This window comes from Pelotomaculum propionicicum (assembly GCF_048984525.1).
GTDB classification, from domain to species: Bacteria; Bacillota; Desulfotomaculia; order Desulfotomaculales; family Pelotomaculaceae; genus Syntrophopropionicum; species Syntrophopropionicum propionicicum_A.
The window spans coordinates 56,701-77,579 of sequence record NZ_JBMGJC010000012.1 but is presented as its reverse complement, the minus strand read 5'-3'; the positions used below and the strand labels follow the sequence as shown (position 1 = coordinate 77,579).

The 20,879-nt window shown below is 51.6% G+C and carries 17 protein-coding genes and 2 riboswitches; of the genes, 5 read left to right on the top strand and 12 right to left on the bottom strand.

The window, feature by feature from the left end; translation table 11 throughout:
- Positions 1 to 122 precede the first annotated feature (122 nt).
- Both ACOBQJ_RS13745 and ACOBQJ_RS13740 read right to left on the bottom strand, forming a co-directional pair.
- The gene (locus tag ACOBQJ_RS13745) at positions 123 to 1,961 is read right to left on the bottom strand and encodes a polysaccharide biosynthesis protein (RefSeq protein ID WP_421072333.1); all 1,839 of its coding nucleotides are present in this window, start codon (positions 1,959 to 1,961) and stop codon (positions 123 to 125) included.
- A 57-nt stretch (positions 1,962 to 2,018) separates the two neighbouring features.
- Positions 2,019 to 2,102, bottom strand: a riboswitch (cyclic di-GMP riboswitch).
- A 51-nt stretch (positions 2,103 to 2,153) separates the two neighbouring features.
- Positions 2,154 to 2,237: riboswitch (cyclic di-GMP riboswitch) on the bottom strand.
- A 308-nt stretch (positions 2,238 to 2,545) separates the two neighbouring features.
- Positions 2,546 to 3,493 (bottom strand): YveK family protein, encoded by a 948-nt coding sequence (locus ACOBQJ_RS13740; RefSeq protein ID WP_421072332.1) that lies wholly within the window; start codon positions 3,491 to 3,493, stop codon positions 2,546 to 2,548.
- Between the two features lie 254 nt (positions 3,494 to 3,747).
- Between ACOBQJ_RS13740 and ACOBQJ_RS13735 the strand changes: the two genes are divergently transcribed.
- The 5 genes from ACOBQJ_RS13735 (at position 3,748) to ACOBQJ_RS13715 (ending at position 8,688) form a co-directional block, all read left to right on the top strand.
- Complete coding sequence (locus ACOBQJ_RS13735; protein WP_421072331.1) at positions 3,748 to 4,683, top strand: hypothetical protein; 936 nt, start codon at positions 3,748 to 3,750, stop codon at positions 4,681 to 4,683.
- Positions 4,684 to 4,712: 29 nt separating this feature from the next.
- On the top strand, positions 4,713 to 5,003 hold the full coding sequence (locus ACOBQJ_RS13730; protein ID WP_421072330.1) for a lasso peptide biosynthesis PqqD family chaperone: 291 nt from the start codon (positions 4,713 to 4,715) through the stop codon (positions 5,001 to 5,003).
- Positions 4,996 to 5,463 (top strand): lasso peptide biosynthesis B2 protein, encoded by a 468-nt coding sequence (locus tag ACOBQJ_RS13725; protein ID WP_421072329.1) that lies wholly within the window; start codon positions 4,996 to 4,998, stop codon positions 5,461 to 5,463. Before ACOBQJ_RS13730 ends, ACOBQJ_RS13725 begins: the two co-directional genes overlap by 8 nt.
- Before the next feature lie 4 nt (positions 5,464 to 5,467).
- Complete coding sequence (locus ACOBQJ_RS13720; RefSeq protein ID WP_421072328.1) at positions 5,468 to 7,249, top strand: ABC transporter ATP-binding protein; 1,782 nt, start codon at positions 5,468 to 5,470, stop codon at positions 7,247 to 7,249.
- A gap of 281 nt (positions 7,250 to 7,530) precedes the next feature.
- Positions 7,531 to 8,688, top strand: coding sequence for an IS110 family transposase (locus tag ACOBQJ_RS13715; protein ID WP_421072327.1), 1,158 nt, complete (start codon positions 7,531 to 7,533; stop codon positions 8,686 to 8,688).
- Between the two features lie 359 nt (positions 8,689 to 9,047).
- Here the strand turns inward: ACOBQJ_RS13715 and ACOBQJ_RS13710 are convergent, their stop codons facing one another.
- The 10 genes from ACOBQJ_RS13710 to ACOBQJ_RS13665 form a co-directional block, all read right to left on the bottom strand.
- Positions 9,048 to 11,003: a PocR ligand-binding domain-containing protein gene (locus tag ACOBQJ_RS13710; RefSeq protein ID WP_421072326.1), complete on the bottom strand. Its 1,956-nt coding sequence runs from the start codon at positions 11,001 to 11,003 to the stop codon at positions 9,048 to 9,050.
- 207 nt (positions 11,004 to 11,210) lie between these two features.
- A complete protein-coding gene (locus ACOBQJ_RS13705; RefSeq protein WP_421072325.1) occupies positions 11,211 to 11,525 on the bottom strand; it encodes a PAS domain-containing protein in 315 nt (104 codons plus the stop codon).
- Positions 11,526 to 11,555: 30 nt separating this feature from the next.
- Positions 11,556 to 13,259, bottom strand: a complete 1,704-nt coding sequence (locus tag ACOBQJ_RS13700) for a sigma-54 interaction domain-containing protein (protein ID WP_421072324.1) — start codon at positions 13,257 to 13,259, stop codon at positions 11,556 to 11,558.
- Between the two features lie 97 nt (positions 13,260 to 13,356).
- Positions 13,357 to 13,935: a hypothetical protein gene (locus ACOBQJ_RS13695; RefSeq protein WP_421072323.1), complete on the bottom strand. Its 579-nt coding sequence runs from the start codon at positions 13,933 to 13,935 to the stop codon at positions 13,357 to 13,359.
- Positions 13,936 to 14,025: 90 nt separating this feature from the next.
- Positions 14,026 to 15,411 (bottom strand): acetyl-CoA carboxylase biotin carboxylase subunit, encoded by a 1,386-nt coding sequence (locus tag ACOBQJ_RS13690; protein ID WP_421072322.1) that lies wholly within the window; start codon positions 15,409 to 15,411, stop codon positions 14,026 to 14,028.
- A 21-nt stretch (positions 15,412 to 15,432) separates the two neighbouring features.
- On the bottom strand, positions 15,433 to 15,651 hold the full coding sequence (locus ACOBQJ_RS13685; RefSeq protein WP_421072321.1) for a biotin/lipoyl-containing protein: 219 nt from the start codon (positions 15,649 to 15,651) through the stop codon (positions 15,433 to 15,435).
- 28 nt (positions 15,652 to 15,679) lie between these two features.
- The gene (locus ACOBQJ_RS13680; protein WP_421072320.1) at positions 15,680 to 16,426 is read right to left on the bottom strand and encodes a 5-oxoprolinase subunit PxpA; all 747 of its coding nucleotides are present in this window, start codon (positions 16,424 to 16,426) and stop codon (positions 15,680 to 15,682) included.
- 36 nt (positions 16,427 to 16,462) lie between these two features.
- Complete coding sequence (locus tag ACOBQJ_RS13675) at positions 16,463 to 17,446, bottom strand: biotin-dependent carboxyltransferase family protein (protein ID WP_421072319.1); 984 nt, start codon at positions 17,444 to 17,446, stop codon at positions 16,463 to 16,465.
- Positions 17,447 to 17,476: 30 nt separating this feature from the next.
- Positions 17,477 to 18,463 carry a 5-oxoprolinase subunit B family protein gene (locus ACOBQJ_RS13670; protein WP_421072318.1) on the bottom strand — a complete coding sequence of 329 codons (987 nt, stop codon included), beginning with the start codon at positions 18,461 to 18,463 and terminating at the stop codon, positions 17,477 to 17,479.
- A gap of 175 nt (positions 18,464 to 18,638) precedes the next feature.
- Positions 18,639 to 20,378: an aldehyde ferredoxin oxidoreductase family protein gene (locus tag ACOBQJ_RS13665; protein WP_421072317.1), complete on the bottom strand. Its 1,740-nt coding sequence runs from the start codon at positions 20,376 to 20,378 to the stop codon at positions 18,639 to 18,641.
- Positions 20,379 to 20,879: the final 501 nt, after the last annotated feature.

Here is a 20,879-nt window from a genome sequence, read left to right as displayed (position 1 = left end):
TGAAAAAAGACTGCTGTAATCCTCGGATACATACAGTCTAATTTATTTAAATAATACCATTTTTTTTAAGTGCAGTATATGTCAAAATTAGCACTAATTAATAATTTTCGCACATGTTTTGCTTAACCTGCCTGCTCTTTTCTATAGACCCTGAACCTGGGCGTGATAGCTTTCAGAGCACTGAAGATATCCTCAGCGGTACACTGCAGCCCTTTCCGGTTGAGGTTCGCGAGTTCGCGAGTCAGGGCATTCACATCGATAAGGGTGTGCCGGGCGGTATAGATCCGCTTGTGCTTGGTGGCGCTGGAACCTTCCTCGGCGGTAAGCAGCTCTTCAAAAAGCTTCTCTCCTGGCCGGATGCCGGTGAACTTGATCTCGATGTCCTTGTCCGGCTCCAGTCCTGACAGCCTGATCATGTCGCGGGCCATGTCTTCAATCCTGACCGGCTTGCCCATATCCAGGACAAAGACCTCCCCGCCCCCGGCCATGGCGCCGGCCTGGATAACCAGCTGCACGGCTTCCGGGATAGTCATAAAGAAACGCACCATATCCGGGTGAGTGACTGTGACCGGCCCACCCCTGGCGATCTGCTGTTCAAAAAGAGGAACCACGCTGCCGCTGCTGCCGAGCACGTTGCCAAAGCGCACGGCGGTAAAGATAGTTTTGCTGGTGTTGTTTTGCTGCTTGATGAGCATCTCGGCCATCCGCTTGGTGGCGCCCATGACGCTGGACGGGTTTACCGCCTTGTCCGTGGAAATCATCACAAATACTTTTACACCGGCGAGGTTGGCCGCGTCCGCCAGGTTGTATGTACCGAAAATATTCGTCTTCACCGCTTCAGCCGGGTGCAGCTCCATCAGGGGCACGTGCTTGTGGGCTGCCGCGTGGAAGACCACACTGGGGCGGTGTACCTGAAAAACGTGGTGGACCCTGGGCCTGTCCCTGATGTCCGCTATTTCAATGGCCAGGGGAATGTCGGGGAACTTGTCCCGCAGCTCCAGCCAAATGCTGTGGATGTTGTATTCACTGTGGTCCATCAATATTATTTTATCAGGGTTGACGGCGGCGACCTGGCGGCACAGCTCGGAGCCGATAGAGCCTCCGGCGCCGGTGACCAGGACCGTCTCCCCGCCTAAATAGCCTGCAATTTCTTCCATGCTGACTTTGACCGGCGGCCGGTGCAGCAGGTCCTCCAGCTGGACAGGGCGCAGGTGGTTAATGGAGACATGGCCGTTGATGATCTGGTACATGCCCGGCAATATCTTGAGCTCGGCCGGGGTACTGCGGCAGATGCCCACGATCTCCCTGATTACGGCTGCGTCAACAGACGGCATGGCAATCACGATAAGGTCCACGCCGCGCAGCGCCACCACTTCCGGGATACTCTCCCGGGCGCCCAGCACGGGCAGGCCCATAATGTCCATATTCTTTTTTTCGGGGTCGTCGTCGATAAAGCCGACCGGGAGAAAACTGCCGTTGTGGTTTTTAAGCTCTCTGGCCAGCATCACCCCGGCGTCGCCGGCGCCTATGATTAAGGCCCGCTGTCCGGGTTTATGCCCTTTGGTCTTTTGATGCTCGACAAAGCAGCGCCACGCCACCCTGGAGCCACCCATCAAAAGGATGGTCAGTGCCCAGTGCATAAGGGCGATACTGCGCGGCAGCTGGACGTGGGTAAAGTAGAAGATAACAATTGTAGACATGCTGCCTATCGAGACCGCGTAGAGGATGGCAAAAAGCTCACCCAGGCTGGCGTATGCCCAGGACCGTTTATACAGCTTAAACGCGTAGAATATCGCGATGAAGGCGACCGTGATCCAGGGGGCCAGGCTGAAGTAGGACTGCAGGGACTGCTGCAGTTCGTTGGCCTCGTAAAACCGTAGTATAAAAGGGACGGCCAGTGCTACGTTAACGATGGCGGCGTCCAGCAGCATGAGCAGCAGCATTCTCCGGTAACTTTTCATAGGTGGTCCCCCCTAACAAAAAAGGTTGCATTCTACAGCTAAAAATATAAAACCGGCCATTTCCGGCCGGTTACGCTACTCACTCCTCCCGGGCCATAAGCGTCCAGATTCGGCCTGGGATTCATTGCATCCAGTGTATTATATTGGAAGAACATTGAAGATGAAAAAAGCCGGGATACTGAATAAATATTATTCAGCAACCCGGCCGCCTTATCAGTAAACTTAGGCCCGTAGGCTTTGCGTCCCCGCCTCTCGACGGGTTTGCCTTTATGAAAAGTATTATTGAAATATTTTACTTTTTATGTCGTTATTAAATATACTATAAAAATGATTTATTGTAAATATAAGGTTTTGCTGTAATATGTCTACAATTGTCGTTTGCCTCTTAATTACAATAAATGTATTATAATTTTAACAACGATGTAATTTATATTATATAGGACAAAAGTACTATTTATACTAAAATAAGCCTTTTATTAATGGTTTTATGAAATTATATACTTTAGTATACTTTTTAAACAAATTATTAACGTAAATTAATGAATTATAAAATATTTATTTTAGAAATTGATAATACCACAAGATTAACTGTTCACCCCTGTATTCTCCGGTTCCTGCGCCACATTACCGGCAGCTTCCAATAAAAAGGCTAGCCCGGCGGAGAGCATGAGGCCCAAGACCAAAGCCACGCCTATTATCTGCAGCCTGTTGGGCATAACCGTATACGGGGATAAAGCGGGAGAAAACTCCATCAGGCTGGTGCTTCCCAGGTCCACGTTGCGGGCAATCTGGGTCTCGATAATCCCCCTGGACAGGCTGGCCAGGACACTGTCCAGGCGGGCTATCTCCGCCGGGTCCACTGCAGCCGCGCGCTCTTTCTTGATGGCATTTACCTGGTCCTGCAAAAATTCGACGGAGTTGTCGATTAACTCCTGGTTCTTTTCTGTAATCATGGCCATTAGTTCCCTGGTCAGGGTATTGGCTATGCTGACTGCCAGGGCGGGGTCGCTGTTGTTGACTGTTACTTCGATCAGGTTGGAGTCCTTGGGCACCACGGTACTAATCTGGCCGGCCAGCGCGCGGGTCGTATAACCACTTTCATCCAGGCCCAGCTTATTGATGACTCTCTGCAGCAGGGCCTCGCTCTTGATCTCCCCGGTATATGTGTTCATGGTCAGAACAGGGGTGCGGTAGGTGGAACTGAGAATGGCGTTCAGGTCATCTTTCGGGACAGCGCCTGCCTGGTACTTGCCTACCGTATCGGTGACCTGTGTCACCAGCAGGAGGCTCTTGGCGCTGTAGCTGGGTTTCAGCATGGTATAACTGTAAAATGCGCTGATAACAACCGCCAGCAGCGTAATGACGGTGATCATCCAGCGGCGCTTCTTAAAAACTTTGATTACATACCGCAGGTCCACGGACTGCTCGTCCATCTGGTATTGACGATCTTGCAGAAAGGCCCTGCGCAGGTATAGGTGACCCTGGTCTGTTGATTGTTTGTCCGTGTCGTTTTGGCCGTTTGGACTGCTCAACCTGCCGCCTCCTCTAGTGTGGTGGTGCACTATAAAATGCAAGATATGTTTGTGAGTAAATATAATTATATGTCGATTATTGGAAACATGCAATAAAAGATTGTGTTGTACTATATACCTCTTTCGGGTAGTTTTTAATGAGCGGGCACTCCTGGAAATGCTTTACTTTGAAAATACTATTATTTACAATAGGATAAAGCTTTCTCAATTTGCAACCGAGAATTAACTAACTAATGTAACACTTGAGGCGTACCGTGACTGATAAACATCATTACCAGGTATTTGGCCTGCATGTCGAGTCGGATATATTGCTGCCGGAGCTGGTTGGGGATAATGACCCGCCGGCTGAGCCGCAGGTAAGTATTGTTTTGGGTAAAGTACCGGGCTCTGTTGCCGGACCGATTCTTAATAGTGATGCCTGCCAGGCGGCAGTGGGGCAGTTTCTCCTGCGGGTCCCGGAGGTGGCCGGGTATTATGTGGCCGGAGGAGGCAGGATCGTGGTCGAGCCTGCCGGGCAGGCCGGGGAATATCCAGTGCGGCTATTTCTCCTGGGCACCTCTTTTGGCGCGCTGCTGATGCAGCGCGGGGTCCTTCCCCTGCACGGCAGCACCGTGGTTGTAAACGGACACGCCGTGGTTTTTACCGGGGTGTCCGGCGCCGGGAAATCTTCCCTGCTGGCAGCTTTCAGAAAAAAGGGCTATCTTTATTTAACAGACGACGTGGTCGCAGTGACTGTGGACCCTGACGGCGCCGCATGGGTCTCTCCCTCCTACCCCCAGCAGAAGCTGTGGCGGGATAGCACCAGGGCCGTAGGGGTGGATACTGTGTCCCTGACACCTTTTTATACCGGCGCGGACCATGAGAAATACGCTGTGCCGGCGCCGCAGGGTTTTTGGCAGTCACCGGCGCCGCTGTCCGCTGTATATGAGATCGAAGCGGGCAGCCACCCGGAGGTAGGCCTGCGGGAGCTCCGCGGCGTGGACAAGCTGGCCGTGCTGCTCAGCCACACCTACCGTCCCTGGCTGGTTGACGGGCTCGGGCTGAAGGAAGCGCACTTTAAATTGTGCGCGGCCGCGGCTGAACAGGCTGCCGTTTCCCTGCTGACCAGGCCGGCGGATGTGTTTTCCCTGGATGAACAGGTGCGCCTGGTTGAGCAGGACTTGGCGCGCCTTGGCCTGCTCAATTTTTAAACAAATCTTATTAAGGAGCTCGATACGATTTGAAAACAATAATAGACATCGGGGAAGATTCAGTTGTTACCCATGCCGCCGGGCTGGTTGCGGCTGACCTGGATCATAAAAAAGTGATGATGAGCATTGAAAGCGGCAAGTATTACGGGCTGGACAGCATCGGCAGCCGCATTTGGGAACTGATCGGAAAACAGCATACTGTCCGCGAGCTGGTACTGGAACTGGTAAAGGAATACGACGTCGATGAAGTTACCTGCCGGCGGGACCTGCTGGCATTTTTAAATAAACTAAATGACCAGGGGCTCATAGATATTGTTTAGAAAGTTAATCAAGTTTATTCGACTGCCGTGGCCGGAAAAATGCCTGTACACGGAAGCCTTTTACCTGACCGGGGTGGTGCGGCTGGCAATACTGCTCCTGCCTTTTCGCTGGCTGGCGCCGCATCTCGGCCAGCATATGGTGGAGTCGCCCCAGGAGGAAGACGCCGCTGCAATTGAGGCAGCCAGGCGGGTCGGCCTGGCGGTGGAAACAGTCAGCCGCCATTCACCGTGGGAAAGCAAGTGCCTGGTCCAGGCCATAGCCGGTAAAATCCTGCTCAGGCGGCGCGGCATCGGCAGCACTCTTTACCTGGGGGTGGACCGGGACGACGCCAAAATCCTTATCGCTCACGCCTGGCTCAGGTGCGGCGGGTTGGTCCTCACGGGCGGCCAGGGCAGAGAGCACTTTACCGTAGTAGGCAAGTTCGGCGATGACGGCAGACGCGGGAGAGCGGGAAGTTAAAATTATGAAGGTACTATGGCCCTACATCAAAGATTTATATAATACATCGCGCTTTCAGTATGTCCTGAACCTGCTGCTGATGCTCCTGCTGAGTATGATGGAAGGCATCGGCATTTTGATGATCATACCGCTGCTGACGGTGGTGGGCATTATCCCGGGCGTACAGGTAAGTGACAGCCTGACGGCCTGGGTGAATAATTTTTTTTATAGCGCCGGCCTGCCCTTGAACCTGCCGGTAATCCTGTTGATCTACGTTGGCCTTATCGCCGGGCAGGGCTGGCTGCAGCGCTGCCAGTCGATACTGAATTTTAACGTCCAGCAGGAATTCAGCGTATCTTTAACGATCAGGGTATTCAAGGCGGTGGCTTATGCCGACTGGCAGTATTTAATTTCCCGGAAGAAATCCGATATCGCCAACGCCATACTGACTGAATTAATACGGGTCTATTCAGGGATTAATATTTTTCTGCAGCTGCTCATAAATGTCCTGATTACTTCCATCCAGGTTGTGATCGCCTTTGTTATCGCGCCCGGCCTTACTCTTCTCGTTATGGCCGGCGCCGCTGTTTTGTTTGTGCTGATGCAAAAGTTTGTAAAGGATCCCCGTGAAATAGGCAAAAACATCATCGAACTGAACAACAGCCTGTATTATGAGCTCAGCGAGCACTTAAGCGGCATCAAGGAGATTAAAAGCTACGGCGTTGAGGCGGCCCAGGTCGATAACTTCTCCAGGATCAGGAGGGCCATGAAGAAAAACATGGTCGACTTCAACCTTATCCAAACCCGCACCGGCCTTTTCTACAAGGTGGGCGCGGCTGTTTTCATCAGCCTGTTTTTATTCGGCGCCATCGACGTCTTTAAGCTTAACCCCCAGGAATTTATCGTCATTACCGTCATTGCCGCCCGCCTCTGGCCCAGGCTGTCCTCATTCCAACAGGGCCTGCAGAATTTAAACATGGTGCTGCCGTCTTTTCAAACAGTCAGGGAAATGGAAGAACAGTGTATTGCTGCCGGGGAAAACCTGCCGGAGACCGGGGCCGCCAGAATGGAGCTTAAGCGCGGGGTGGAGTTCCGTGGTGTAACCTTTAACTACGACTCTGACCGCGCCGGTTTCGCTGTAAAAGATATTGACATTGTCCTGCCGGCCGGGACGACTACCGCCCTGGTGGGTGTTTCCGGCGCGGGTAAAAGCACCCTGGTGGACCTGTTAATCGGGCTGCTGAAACCTCAAAGTGGAGCCATTTTCATTGACGGCGCTCCCCTGTCGGAAAATTTGCGCTCCTGGCGGAACTCCATCGGCTACGTGCCCCAGGACGCTTTGTTATTTAACGCCAGCATCAGAAAAAACCTGCTCTGGATTTGCCCGGACGCGTCGGAGGAAGAAATGTGGGACGCGCTGCGAATGGCCGCCGTCGATACCTTTGTCGGCAGCCTGCCGGAAGGACTTGACACGGTGGTGGGCGACCGCGGGGTACGCCTGTCCGGTGGTGAGCGGCAGCGAATTGTGCTGGCCAGGGCTCTGCTGAGAAAGCCTTCTGTCCTGATTTTAGACGAAGCCACGAGCTCCCTTGACTCGGAAAATGAAAAGCGTATCCAGCAAGCAGTAGAAAACCTGCGGGGACAGATGACCATCGTGGTTATTGCCCACCGCATCTCCACCATCAGGAACGCCGACCGGATTATTGTGCTGGAGCAGGGGCGGATCGTGGAAACGGGCGACTACCAGTCCCTGATCAAAAAATGCGGCCGCTTCTATGCTTTGGCCAGTTTGTTTAACGAGGAGTAATATGGCGGGCTAAAGCCCGCCCTCGTATATACTAGTAACGAAACTTAAAACAATATAAAGGTCATGCTATCAATAACATAGAATTCTTTTCGCAATGTCTGAGGGCAGCGTCCCCGCCCTTGAGGGTAAGGCCTCGTAATGTAGATTGCTGCCTCGGCTTTGCGGGACAAAGACTCGAATAAGTAGGTAGTCGCATAGGCGACGCATAACCAACGAGGCTGAGATTGCTCCAAAGCTGAGGGTTCTCGATGGCAGAAAATCATGCTCTGGAGGGGATTTAAATGTTTTTTGTTGGCGTGGACATAGGTAAGAATCATCATGAAGCAACGGTTCTAGACGATACCGGCAGGTCAGTCGGAAAATCTATACGCTTCAGTAATGATGAAGAAGGTTTCCGGAAGCTATGGGAAGCCCTGCCCGCCCAGCCGCGCCAATTCGCCATGGAAGGTACCGGCCATTACTGGCTTAATCTTTATACCTTCTTGGTAAGCAACGAAGAAAAAGTTCTGGTCATAAACCCAATCCAAACCGAGGCATTCCGGCGGGGGCAGATTAGAAAGACAAAAACAGACCGTCGTGACTCCTGGGTAATCGCAGAGCTTTTAAGGACCAACGCAGTACATGCCAGTTATGTTCCTGAGCAGTGGGTACAGCAAGTGCGCGATTTAGCCCGTTTCCGCTTTGGCCTGGTTGACCAGGTAGGCGATTTAAAGCGGCAGTTAATTGCCGTGCTGGACCGGGTTTTCCCTGAATTCGAGAAACTCTTTTCAGACCCGTTTATCCGCTCGGCCCGGGAAATTTTAAGGACTGCCCCTCTGCCGGAGGAACTCGTAAAATTCGACCTTTCAGAATTGAGCGCCTTACTAGCCGGAGCCAGCAGGGGTAAATTCAAGGAGGCCAAGGCCAGCGAAGTAAAAAAAGCCGCAGGTTGTTCTGTTGGCAGCCGTTTTAGCCAGGATGCCGCCCGCCTGCAGATTAAGTGCCTTTTAGAACACATCGAGTTCTTAGAGGACCAGATAGCTGATATTGAAGCTCAACTGGCTGAGCTGGTACAAGGCCGGGATCAATATCTTTGCACCATACCAGGCATCAGCACAACTACTGCGGCCGTATTGCTGGGTGAAATCGGTGATATCAACCGCTTTGAAAGAATAGAGCAACTGGCTGCCTTTACAGGTATCGATCCCACCACCGTTCAGTCTGGCGAATATAACAGCACTAAGAACCGTATGTCCAAGAGAGGTTCACCGTATCTTCGCAGGGCGTTATGGCTGGCAGCCACGCCAGCCCGCAGGAGTGATCCAGGCTTACAGGCTTTCTACGAGAAGAAGATATCTGAAGGCAAACATCCCAGTACAGCTACGGGAGCAATCTGCAGAAAGTTACTTAATCGAATCTTTGTAATTCTCAAAGAGCAAAGACCTTATGAAAAAATATAATTAAAAACTATTGACTCTATATAGTAGGCTACATTAGATATGGGTGGCAGGAGACGGGAATTTAGTTGTAGGTGCGGCTTCAGCCGCACAATACTGCGACAGCGGGGACGGTTCTCCTGACACACTTTTACCATGGACCGTGTCATGAGGACAGTTCTGTTGACACGCTTTTGTCTCAAGCTTATATTATAGTAATCGTGTCAACAAAACCGTCCCCAAGACACGCTCCGAGTGCGGCTTTCTTCTCAAGAAATAGTTTAAGAAAACCGACCCCTTGACACGCTCCCGCTGAGCAGCAACTTTCTACTTGTTAAAGGCATTCTTCCGCACTATGGGCAGGCTAAAGGCCTGCCTTTTTGTCAGGATCCGTTTTTTTCTGCAGTTTTAAACCTCACAGAAAAGGTCGTCCCTGCCGGCCCTGTGTCTACTGTTATGGAGGCTTTATGCCTGGCGGCAATGCTGTAACATACCGCCAGCCCCAGGCCCGTGCCGTTATCTTTCGTGGTATAGAACGGTGTGCCGATTTTTTCGAGCACGGCGGGTTCAATTCCCCCGCCTTGATCAACTACCGCCAGTACAACCTCGTCGCTTTCAAAAAACGTTTTGAGGGTCAGGAGCCCGCCGGGAGACATTGCTTCCAGCCCGTTGCGGGCGAGGTTCAGGATCAGCTGTCGTATTTCCTTCTCGTCCAGGAGCAGATTTGGAACGTCATTAAGGACCACTTCAATATATTTATCTGTAACGATAGCGTCAGCCGAGATCAGCGGCAGGATGGCATGGACTATGTTGTTCAGGTCCTTCGGTTTTAATTCAACCGCCTTGTTTTTGGCCAGGGACAGGAATTCTGTAATGATTGAGTTCGCCCTGTCCAACTCATCGATCATAAGCTCAAAATAATCCTTGTACCTGGCACAGTCATCTTTCTCACCCAACATTTGCAGGAACCCGCGCACCGCGGTCATCGGGTTCCTTATCTCGTGGCCGATGCCGGCCGCCATCTCCCCCACCAGGTTTAACCTGTCCAGGCGGGCTATCTCCAAATCTAGTCGCTTTTGTTCTGTGATATCAATTCCCAATGCAAGCATCAGCAGGGAACCGTCGATATCAACGAAGGAATAGTAATAATTATGGATACTCCTGCCTAATATAGTAACGCACTCACGTTCCACGGTAGCGTTTTTTTTCAGCACATCTTCCATGGGACAATCCCCGCAGGGGGCGTTAAGCCCGTGCAATATCTCGTAGCAGGGTCTCTTGTTTAACAACTTACCATACATTTCCCTGATAAAAATATTGGTAAAGACAACTTCATGACCGGGTGTAATCAGGAAGACAGAGGCAGGCAGTCTTTCCAAAAGTGACAAGGTCCTGTAGTGCTCAGCCTCCAGGGCTTCCTTCGCCTGCTTTAGTTCAGTAACGTCTAATAATGTTCCGACCATCCGCAGCGGCCTGCCATTTTCGTCTCTTTCCATCACCTTGCCCCTGCCCATGACCCATTTCCAGTCACCGGACCCGGTCAGCAGCCGGTATTCAGATTCGAAGCGAGCCGTATGCCCCGCCAGGTGTTCGCAGAGCTGCTTCATTACTGACGGTTTATCGTCGTGGTGGATCAGCTTTTCCCACGCCCGGATGTGCGGCTCCATACTCTCCGGCGAGGAATTGGCCATTTTAATCCAGCGCGGGCTGTAATACACCTCGCCCGTTTCTATATCCCAATCGTAAAAACCGTCGTCACTCGACTCCAGTACCAACCTCAAGCGTTCCTTCTGTTTTTTCAAAGCCTGGTCGGCCGCTTCCAGCTGTCGTTTTTTCTCAAGCCCCAGCAAAGCTAAAAACTGAGCAAACTGAGAAAAAAATACCACAATTGATTCAGCCCGCTCTTTAGGGATGATCGGTACCATGCGCAGCGCTTCGATATAAGCGCTTTCGTCAAACCCAAACTCCCGCGCCTGCCTGCGGAAATATTCCTCATCGGGAGGTTCGTGCAGGAACTGCCCCGTAAACAAGGTGGCCAGGTGCAGTCCTTCAATGATGATAGGTATGGCATAGTCCATGAGGCCGTTCAGACACTGATACCGGATAAAGGGGCCGTCATGCAGGTGGCTGCTGATGTAGCTGTCGCTTTCCCTGCAATTTTTCTCAGACTTGGGACAGACACGGTGAAAATCGTCACAGATCTCGCGCCAGCCTATCTTATCCAGGATGTTGCCGTCGGCATCAAGTATCGCATACGGTATCCCGGTTAACTCATAAAACGGCAGCATTAATTCCCGCAGATGTCGTATGTCTACAAGGTCTGAGAACCGGTATTCCATCTCCAAATAACACCTCGGTTATGTTTTAAAAGACTATAAATATTTTTTTATGATTATACAATTACTGACATAATTCCTTTAGAGATATTGTCGTATAATGTCTTATTAGTACTTATTTAGAAAAAATATAGCCCGGCCGGCAGCCGGGCAAAGTCCCAAAAGCGAATGAATAAGTAAATATTTCAAGCCTGACCCCATTCTTTTCTTTTAAGGCAGTTCTATAATGAATTCAACAAAGCCCATATATTTACCGTCTTGGTACCATGGTGTCTGGTAGACCAATTTCTTTTTGCCATTTTTCTCGATAGTGTAACAATTTAATGACTGGGTCTTTAACATTTCACTTAGCTTAGAGCGGGCGTCTTCGGGGTGACAGTCCAACACGTTTTTCCCAATTAAATTTTTTCCCCCGTCTTTAGCAAACGTTTCACAGGACTTGTTATTCATATCAAGAATAATGCCCTCGGCATCACAAACAGTAATTGTTACCGGCAATTCTTTAAACCAGGCTCCGTCTGTCATTTAGGATTAGTGACCTCCCATATACGCTTTTTAATTTTTTCTCTGTCTTGCTTTCCTAAAGGCCTGGCGCTGCTCCGAGGTGGGGGATAACTGGTATTTCTGGATTTTACGCACCGCGGTTGACTGGTTTATTTCCAGCGCTTCCGCTATCTTATACGTGTTTTTGTAACGTTTGTAGGCTATTGTAACCAGCTGCTTTTCCAGTTCCTCCACGGCCTCTTTGAGGGGGCAGACATCGACCACGTAGACCCTGTTGGGGAACCTGCTCTTACCGTCGAAAATATAATCCGGCAGGTGGCCCACTGTTATTTCGCTGCATTCCTTTGTGACCAGGAGCCTTTCCACCAGGTTTTCCAGCTCCCTGACGTTGCCCGGCCAGTTGTAGTTGCACAATACTTCCACAGCTTCACTGGAGATAATTTTATCTTTTTCGTACTTGCAGTTCAGTTTTTCCAGGAAATAATTGATCAGAACAGGTATGTCCTCCTGCCGGTAGCGCAGGGGCGGTATGATGATGGGGATTACGTTCAGCCTGTAATACAGGTCTTCCCTGAACTGCCCTTCCTCCACCATCCTCTGGATATCCCTATTCGTCGCGGCAACAAACCGGACATCGATATCAATGTATTTGCTGCCGCCCACCCGCATCAGTTTTTTCTCCTGGATCGCCTGCAGTAATTTCACCTGCAGGTTTAACGAAAGCTCCGTTATTTCATCAAGGAACACAGTGCCGCCGCTGGCCAGCTCAAGCAGGCCTTTCTTCCCTTCCTTGCGGGCGCCGGTGAAAGCTCCTCCCTCGTAGCCAAAAAGTTCGGACTCCAGGAGCTGCTCCGGGATAGCCCCGCAGCTGATGGTTAAATAGGCCCCGCCGGCCCGCTTGCTTAGTTTGTGCAGCCTTGACGCCATCACGCCTTTGCCCACGCCGGACTCGCCCATGATCAGGACCGTCGAGTCGACCTTGGCCACGTTGTCCACTATTTCCAACACGCGTTTCATCTGCTGGCTCTGGGCGATCAGTTCAAAGTTGTTTATCTTCTCCTCGCTTAATTTCAAGAGCTGGCGCCGGTAGTTTTCCACCAGCTGCTCGGTGACTTCCAGCTGCTTTTTTAAGTTGAACAGTTCCGAGATGTCTCTCGAGTTGACTACAATGCGGACGATATCGCCTTTCTCGTCGAAGGTCGGGTTGCCTGTGGCAATCAGGTGCTTGCCCTGTATTGTCTTTTGCGTGATGGTAAGTCTTTTCCTTTCCTGCAAGACCAACTTGCTGACGGAAGGGTTGTAAAAACCTTCTCTCTCCAAATCGCGAACATTTTTGCCCAGGAGCTGTTCCACCGGCACGCCGTAGTTGGTTTCCCCGGCCTGGTTTATGCGCTTTGTTACCCCGTCGCCGTCTATGACATAAATTTCATCAAACGATGAATTAAATGTGTCTTCCAGTTCCTTGATCAGCTCTCTCTGCTCTTTTAATTCGTCCCAGTAGAAATGCCAGTCGGTTATATCTATTAAGAGGATAGCTGATTTGGCCAGCCCGCCGTCCAGGTTAACCCGCCTGGTGACATATATTTTATCATTGACGGTAATTTTAGCCACTTCAATGGTGTTTACCAGCACGCCCGGCAAAGACCTGTCGTAATCCAGGATCTCCCTGGCCAAATTGTTGATATGGGCGATGGCGTTGTTATTATCGTAAACAATTATACCAACCGGCAGCATATCTAGTATTTGTTGCCACATCAGCGCACCCTCCCCGTAAAAAACTCCTAGAACCTTATAATTAGACAAAAGAGACCCCACTCCTTTTTTTGTGGGGTCTCTTTGTTTTGACGCAATATTATTTGATCAGGGGCTTGCCCATGGGAAACTTCATCCCGGCTCCCTCAAGTATACCGCCCGCGGCCATGACAATGCCGAACAGTCCGGCCACAAAGAAACCCCAGCCGCTGAGCGCGGCCAAATTGACTCCAAAGTAGACCAGGGCCAGGCAGGCGATGCCCACGTCGGCGCCGATTACTGAAATCGTTGCCGCGGCCGGAGAGTACTTGGCAAATATCGGCGTGGTCAGGATTAACACAATACCTAATATCGCCCACTCGTAACCGAGGATGCGGGCGTCGAGAGCCCATCCGTAGATTGCGGCGAAGTACCCTATGGCGTAATTAATGGCTGAGGCAAAGGCAAAGAACGAGCCGAAGTACAGCCAGGTCACACCGCCGGCCAGGTTGCCGAGCTTGAGCTGGGTAACGGCCGCTCCCAGGTAAGGTATGGTGCAGGCCAGGGAAATGGCTGCCATATAGATAAGAGCTTTGTCGTTTACAAACCCGCACAGAAATGCCCACGCCATCCAGGTAGCTATGGAATAAGCTATCCAGCCGGCTGCCCCGGCGTCTGCTATTTTGACCTGATCAGACATATATGAACCTCCTTCGTTTAAATTTATAATTACTGGTTAAGGTTCCTTGTAACATCTGTGCGAATAAATTCGCACCTACAATTTTCAGATTTACATGTTCGGCCACAAAGGCTTTACATCTCCCCTGGCGGTCTTAAAGAGGGCCTCGATAAAGCCTGTGTTCAGGTCTCCGCTGGCAAACCTGTCGCTGTTGAGGATAAGGTGGTTTACCGATATAGTGGTCTTGATGCCCTCGATCTTGAAGTCGTTTAACGCCCTGCTCAAGTTGGCTATGGCCTCAAGGCGCGTGGGCCCCCAGGATATCACCTTGGCCAGCAGCGGGTCATAGTAAGGGGGAACGGCGCCTCCCTCCTCAATGGTGTGGTCTATCCGGAGTGTTTTTTCGTCCATTTGGGGGAAGACAAGCTTATTGATTTTACCTGGCGACGGGCAGAATGTAACCGGGTCCTCGGCGTAAACCCTGGCTTCGATCGAATGGCCGTTCATAACCACGTCTTCCTGAGCGAGCCCCAGCTCACTGCCGGAAGCGATCTTGATTTGGTTCTGGACTATGTCGATCCCGGTCAAAAACTCTGTTACCGGGTGCTCGACCTGCAGCCTGGCGTTTACTTCCATGAAGTAGAAATCCCCGTTTTCCGACCTGAGGAACTCCATCGTGCCCGCTCCCTGGTAACCCATGGCCAGGGCGAGCTTGCAGGTATATTCGAAGAGCGCGGCCCTTTCTTCTTCCGTGACTACCGTGGAAGGCGACTCTTCAATTATTTTTTGATAACGCCGCTGGATGGAGCACTCTCTTTCGCCCAGGCAGACGCAGTTGCCGTAACTGTCCGTCAGGAACTGGATTTCAATATGCCTCGGGTTGATAATTTCTTTTTCGATATAGCACTCAGGATGTCCGAAAGCCAGCGTTCCGATCCTGGAGAGCCTCTCGAAGGCCGCTTGTACCTGCCCTTCCTCTTTGACCAGCTCGATCCCTTTCCCGCCACCTCCTTTATCCAGTTTTAAGACTATGGGGTAGCCGTATTCAGAAGCAAACCGGTAGATTTCGTCCACGTCGCTGATTATGGTTATTGTCCCGGGCACAACCGGAACGCCGGCTTCAGTGGCTATCTGGCGGCAGTAGCATTTCGAGTCAATTGATTTTAATACGGCAGGAGGCGGGCCGACCCAGGTGGCGCCGCCCGCGAAAACCGCCTCGGCGAAAGACGCGTTCTCCGAAAGAAAACCGTATCCCGGGTGGACCGCGTCAGCGCCGGAGCTCTTTACCGCGTCGATAATTGACTCTATGTTGAGATAGCTCTTGACCGGGTTTGCCGGCCCGATATTGTAGGTCTCGTCGGCATTTTTCAGATAAAACATGTTTTTGTCAGCCTCGGAGTATACGGCAACCGTTTTGATGCCCAGGTTTTGGCAGGCCCTCATCACCCTGGGGACGATCTCTCCCCTGTTTGCTATCAGTAGTTTTTTAATCACCATTTCATCTTCTTTCGTGTGTTCCTATGTTTCCAGCACTATCATGGGGCTGTCGATTTCCATCTCGTCCCACTCTTTGACCAGGATGCTCTTGACCACCCCGTCGTTTTGCGCGAAGACCTGGATTTCGGTCTTCATACAGTTGATCACGGCCACTTCCTGCCCCGCGGTCACTTTGTCACCTTCGTTGACAACTACCCGCGCTACCAGACCCGGCATGTGCGCCTTTACTGTTACTTCCATTTTTATTCCTCCCTCTTGTGCGTAATTTTTAAGAATCAAGCCTTTTCAGCGAGATACCCTGCTTTTCAAATGCTTCCCTGATTTTGCTTACTACTTCAGCCGCGTTTGGTGAATCGCCGTGGCAGCAGATGGTATCCGCTTCGGCGCTGATCAGCTTGCCGCTGATGGTGTTAATTTGTTTTTTCATTGCGACCATCACAGCTCTTTCGGCGACTTCCTCCGGCGAACGGGCTTTCTTGGTGCGTTCCAGCACCCAGTTGCCGTCGTCGTCATAGCTGAGATCGACCAGGATTTCGGCGGCCATCTTCAGGCCCATACCGGTGCCGAGCTTCCAGATCAATGTCCCCCTGGGGATCATGATGAACAATTCCGGGTTAAAACTCTTTACCGCTTCCAGGTAGGCGCCGGCGTACTTTTCATCGTCGGACACCATCCGGTAGAGAATGCCGTGCGGTTTTACATGCTGCATGGCCATGCCGTTGAATTTCAAAAACGCGTCCAGCGCTCCCAGTTGGTAAAGTGTGTCGCTTTTTAATTCGTCCGGGGTTATGTCCATGCGCCTTCTGCCGAAGCCTCTTCTGTCCTCCAGGCCGGTGTGGGCGCCCACGGCGACTCCGTATTTCTTGGCCAGCCGCACCGTTTCATACATTACCAGGGGATCGCCGGCGTGGAACCCGCAGGCGACATTGGCCGAAGTAATATATTTCATTACCTCTTCATCGTTGCCGAGCTTGTACCTGCCGAAGCTTTCTCCCATATCAACGTTAAGGTCCATTAAAAGCAGTCACCCCTTTCTAAAACACCACCGGGCTTAAGCCAGTGATTTTTCGCTCAGCCATTCCCTTTGCTGCTTGCGCGCCGCGACTGCTTCTTCCGGGGTGCAGTACTCAAACTTAACGAAGTCCCTGCCGGGCGTGCACTGGCCGATCATCCAGAGGTCGGCGTTGATCACGCACATAGCGTTCATATAGCCGCCCAGGGTCGGGCCGTCGGCGATGAGCAGGATCGGCGTGTTGCCGCAGATGTTCAGCGAGCCGCGGATGGCATAGGCATGGTCCAGCACGTTGGACGGGTGGCTGCCGGCCACTCCCCCGTCCGGCCTGGCAAACGCCAGGTCCTTGGCCTCGGCGAGGCGGACGGCCGAGCGGTTGGAGCTGTGCTGTACTTTATGCGAGTTCTCAAACAGGTAGTCCATACCTTCTTTTTTCAAGTAATCGGGGCTGGTGTTTGGTCCCGGGATGGCCCTGAGCACCCATTCCCTGGAGTACTGGGGAATGGCTTCCGGCTTGAGTTTTCTGCCTGCGAGGCTGTCCAGGTCTTTTGCCGGGCTGCCGAATGTAAGGACGTCTCCGGCCTGCAGCTTCCTGCCTTCATAGCCGCCGTAGCTGCCGAACAGGCAGGTGGACTTGCTCCCCAGCACCGGCGGCACGTCGATGCCCCCGGCCACGCCGATATAAGCCCTGAATCCGAATTCACTGAAGTGGGAAAACTTGATTACATCGCCTTTGCACACTTTGATCGATTCCCAAAGGGGCGCAGGCTGGTCGTTGACGGTGGGTTTCATATCCGTGCCGGTTATGGCTATAACCGCGTCCGCGCCGAACTCAGCCTGGAAATAACCGCCGGCAATCTCCAGTCCGGCTTCGCCGGAGGGATTCCCGACCAGGACGTTGGCGAGCCCCAGGGCTACATTATCAAAGGCGCCGGAAGAGGACATCCCGTTGTCCAGGTAGCCTATCCTGCCGGGCCAGTCCTCAACGACAGTCTCAATTCCACCGTTGATTATCTTCAACATGCATATTTCCTCCTTATTATAATATTGGGACTAAACGCTCGGCGCGGCCTTTGTGCCTGCTTCCTGCCTGGCCAACAGCTCTTTGACAGTTTTCTGTACATTCGCCGAATTGTAAAAATCAAGCCAGTCTTTGACTTTAAAGTTTTCGGTCTTGATATCGTAAACGTAATCGGTGTCCTCGTGCACGTGTTTGTAAATATATAGAACCTCTTCTTCAGATACTTCGTGGAATTTAATTCTGTCGCCGGCTCTGAAGAATGTCGGGCCGTCTTTAAACATGGGGTGCTTCTGGGCGAACTGGAAGATGGGGATGGTCCTGCCGAACAGCTGGTAACCGCCGCCGGTGGGTGTCGGGTAAACATAGAGGCAGGGCCCGCCGATACCGACTGTGCCTTCCGGAGTCCATATCCTGGGCGGGTTGTATTTGGGCACTACGATAGCGTAACGGGGGTCCAAGGGCCAGAAAAATCCGCCGCCCGGCCAGAAGCCGTTGCCGCTGTTGTACCATTCCGTGCTGCAGACCATGTTCTTGATTTCCTGCACGTCACAGCCGTTGCACATGGCCATGTATTCAATATTGTAGCCGTCGATCACGTTGGGGGCGCCGGGCCTTATTTCCTTAACATATTTTTCTACCGCTTTTTTGGTCTCGCTGTCTTCAAAGGCGATCGGAAGGGAGATGAGGCGGGATTCAAATTCGATATCCTCCACGTGGGCCAGTTTATCCTCTTCCTCTTCGATTGCTTTGATTAATTCGTTCGCGGAAAGCTCTTCCGGGTTGAAGTGGAACATGTTTGTCCTGATCCCGGGCACGGTCTCATACAGACCTTTTACTTTTTTCCCTTTTACGCCGTCGTTAACTGTAAGGATGCGGAAAGAGTCCACCAGGTTAAATCTCGGCACGGAGCCGTATTCCACCTGGAGGAAGCCGTCCCCGGCCTGCCTGAACAGCACTTCCGGCCTTGACTCGGCTTCGGGCAGCCTGTCTAATATGACATCATAATATTTTTGATCCATATTCTTTAATTAACCTCCTGTCATTATTTTCTTACTAAAGGACTATAAGGCCGCTCTACCTTAATCGCCGATAACCCTGTTTAGCTTTTCCCAGCCCCCTTTTAAATTAGTCCGTCTCGCTTTATTCAGCTAACTAACCGGGCAGGCCGGTAAGCCGCCAGGTTAGAATACCTCATTACTCGTCCCATCCGCGCAGCGTGTAGTAATCCTTGAGCATGTATGCCAGGTCTTCTTCCTTGATGATAGCGCCGGTCTCGGGCAGCGGCTGCTTGTGCAGGCGCTTGGGCAGGGCGTCGCTTTCTTTGCCCAGGCCGTTTTGCAGGTTGAAGAGGTGGGTCATGGTAACGATCTCGTTGGCCATGCGCCGCAGTTCCTCCACGGTATATTCCCAGCCCGTGATCGCCTTGATCACGGTCTGCAGCTCGTTCCACTGCAGCAGGTCCCGGTAAAAGGTGCAGTTGATGAAAGTGTTGAAGATGGTGAGCCTATCTTCGTATTCGATAAACAGGGCGGCTTTGCCCTCAATGGCGTCAGGTGATATTATCCCGGACAATTCCGGCTTGTAGAAGGTAGCCCTCAGGTGGCAGGCGCCGCGGGCGGATGTGGCATAGCCCAGGCCCATCCCCTTCAGCACGCGGGGATCGTAACCGGGCGGCTCCATCCCCTTGACGTGGATAGTTTCGCCGGCCATGCCCAGTGCTTTGGCGGCCGCGATAATGCCGTTGGAAAAGACTGCGCCGGGACCCGTCCTGTAGGCCATGTCTTCCAGCAGCCTGGCCGCGCCGTCGGCGTCTCCGTACTGCGGAAAGTCTTTATTAAGGCCTCTTTCGCGTGCCTCCATGGCCAGCGCCACCAGGTTGCCCCCGGTGATCGTGTCCATGCCCAGACGGTCGCAGACGTCGTTTAAGTAAATTATGTCGTCGAGCCGGTCGATACAGCACAGCCCGCCGAAGGCGTAGATCGTTTCATATTCCGGCCCTTCCAGGGTAAGGCCCGCCCGCGGCCCCTCCTCTATGGTGGTCAGGTCGCCGCAGGAGATAAAACAGCCCGGGCAGGTCTTCGGCACTACCTTGAAATTGCTGATCAGAGCCTCGCCGCTGATTTTCTCCCAGCCTTCCTTTACTCCTTTTGACCAGTACCTGGTGGGAAATGCTTTGGCGCTGTTCAGGAGAGCGACCATCTGGGCGGTGCCGTATTTTTTGTAATTCTTAACGCCCGGCAGGTCTTTGGAGGAGGTTATTAAGTTTTTTACAAAACTGTTCAGCGTCTCCTCGTCGGCAATTGCCGCCGCCTTGCTTCCGTGAAAGACCACTGCCTTCACGTTCTTGCTGCCCATCACGGCGCCCATGCCGCCCCTGCCGGACGAGCGCCAGTAGTTATTCTCCACGCAGGCAAAGCGGACCATGTTCTCACCGGCTGGGCCGATTACGACCGCCTGCGCTTTGGGGACGCCGACACGCTCCTTGACCTCGTCTTCCGTGGTGTAGGTATCTTTTCCCCACAGGTCGGAAGCCGGGTGGAATTTGACGCCTGCGTCTGAGATTTCCAAGAATACCGGGGTCGCCGATTTGCCCTCTAAGATTATGGCGTCGTAGCCGGTCGCCTTAATCTTCGGCGCGACCTTTCCGCCAGCGTATGATTCCGCGTAGCCACCCGTCTGCGGGGACTTGGCGAATAAGCCGTGGCGGCTGGAGCCGGGCATGCGCGTCCCGGTGGCCGGCCCTGTTGTGAAAATAAGCTTGTTTTCCCTGCCTAACGGGTCAGCTGACTGGTCAACATTATTTAGCAGCAGATATGTACCCAGACCTTTACCGCCAAGGCAGCGCCTGAATATTTCCTCCGGTATTTCTTCTTCCCCGTACGTGTGCCTGTCCAGGTCCACCCGCAGCAGTTTTCCGTAAAATCCCTTCAACATCACATAAGCCTCCAAGTCTTTATAGCCTTAAAATTAAATTCCTAAACACTTAAAATTATGCAAGATCCGCGCCAGTTAAATAATTTTGAAAAATCACTATATTTACGAGTTTTTTATGTGTAAGAAATGATTTATCTCTCTAATTAATGTACTGTGGCATCGTATAAATATTACCACATTATATTTCGATAGTATTTACTTATGTTTTTCACTGGATGCTGTATTGCATTACCAAAATGCATATTTGCATTAATGGATTCAAAAAAAGACGCCTTATACCTGTAAAAACCCCATTGTATTTATCAGCGTCTTAAAGATATATAATTTGTTATGAATTTTACCACCTGAATTTTGAATTGTCAATCTTGATTTTGCTTTTAAATGAATTTTCAAATCATTTATTATCGCATTAATAAATTGTCTAATAATTATTGTTAAATTGACTATTTCGCATTATACTAAATAGTGAAATATTATTGCATGGTTTAGATTGTGTGGCAC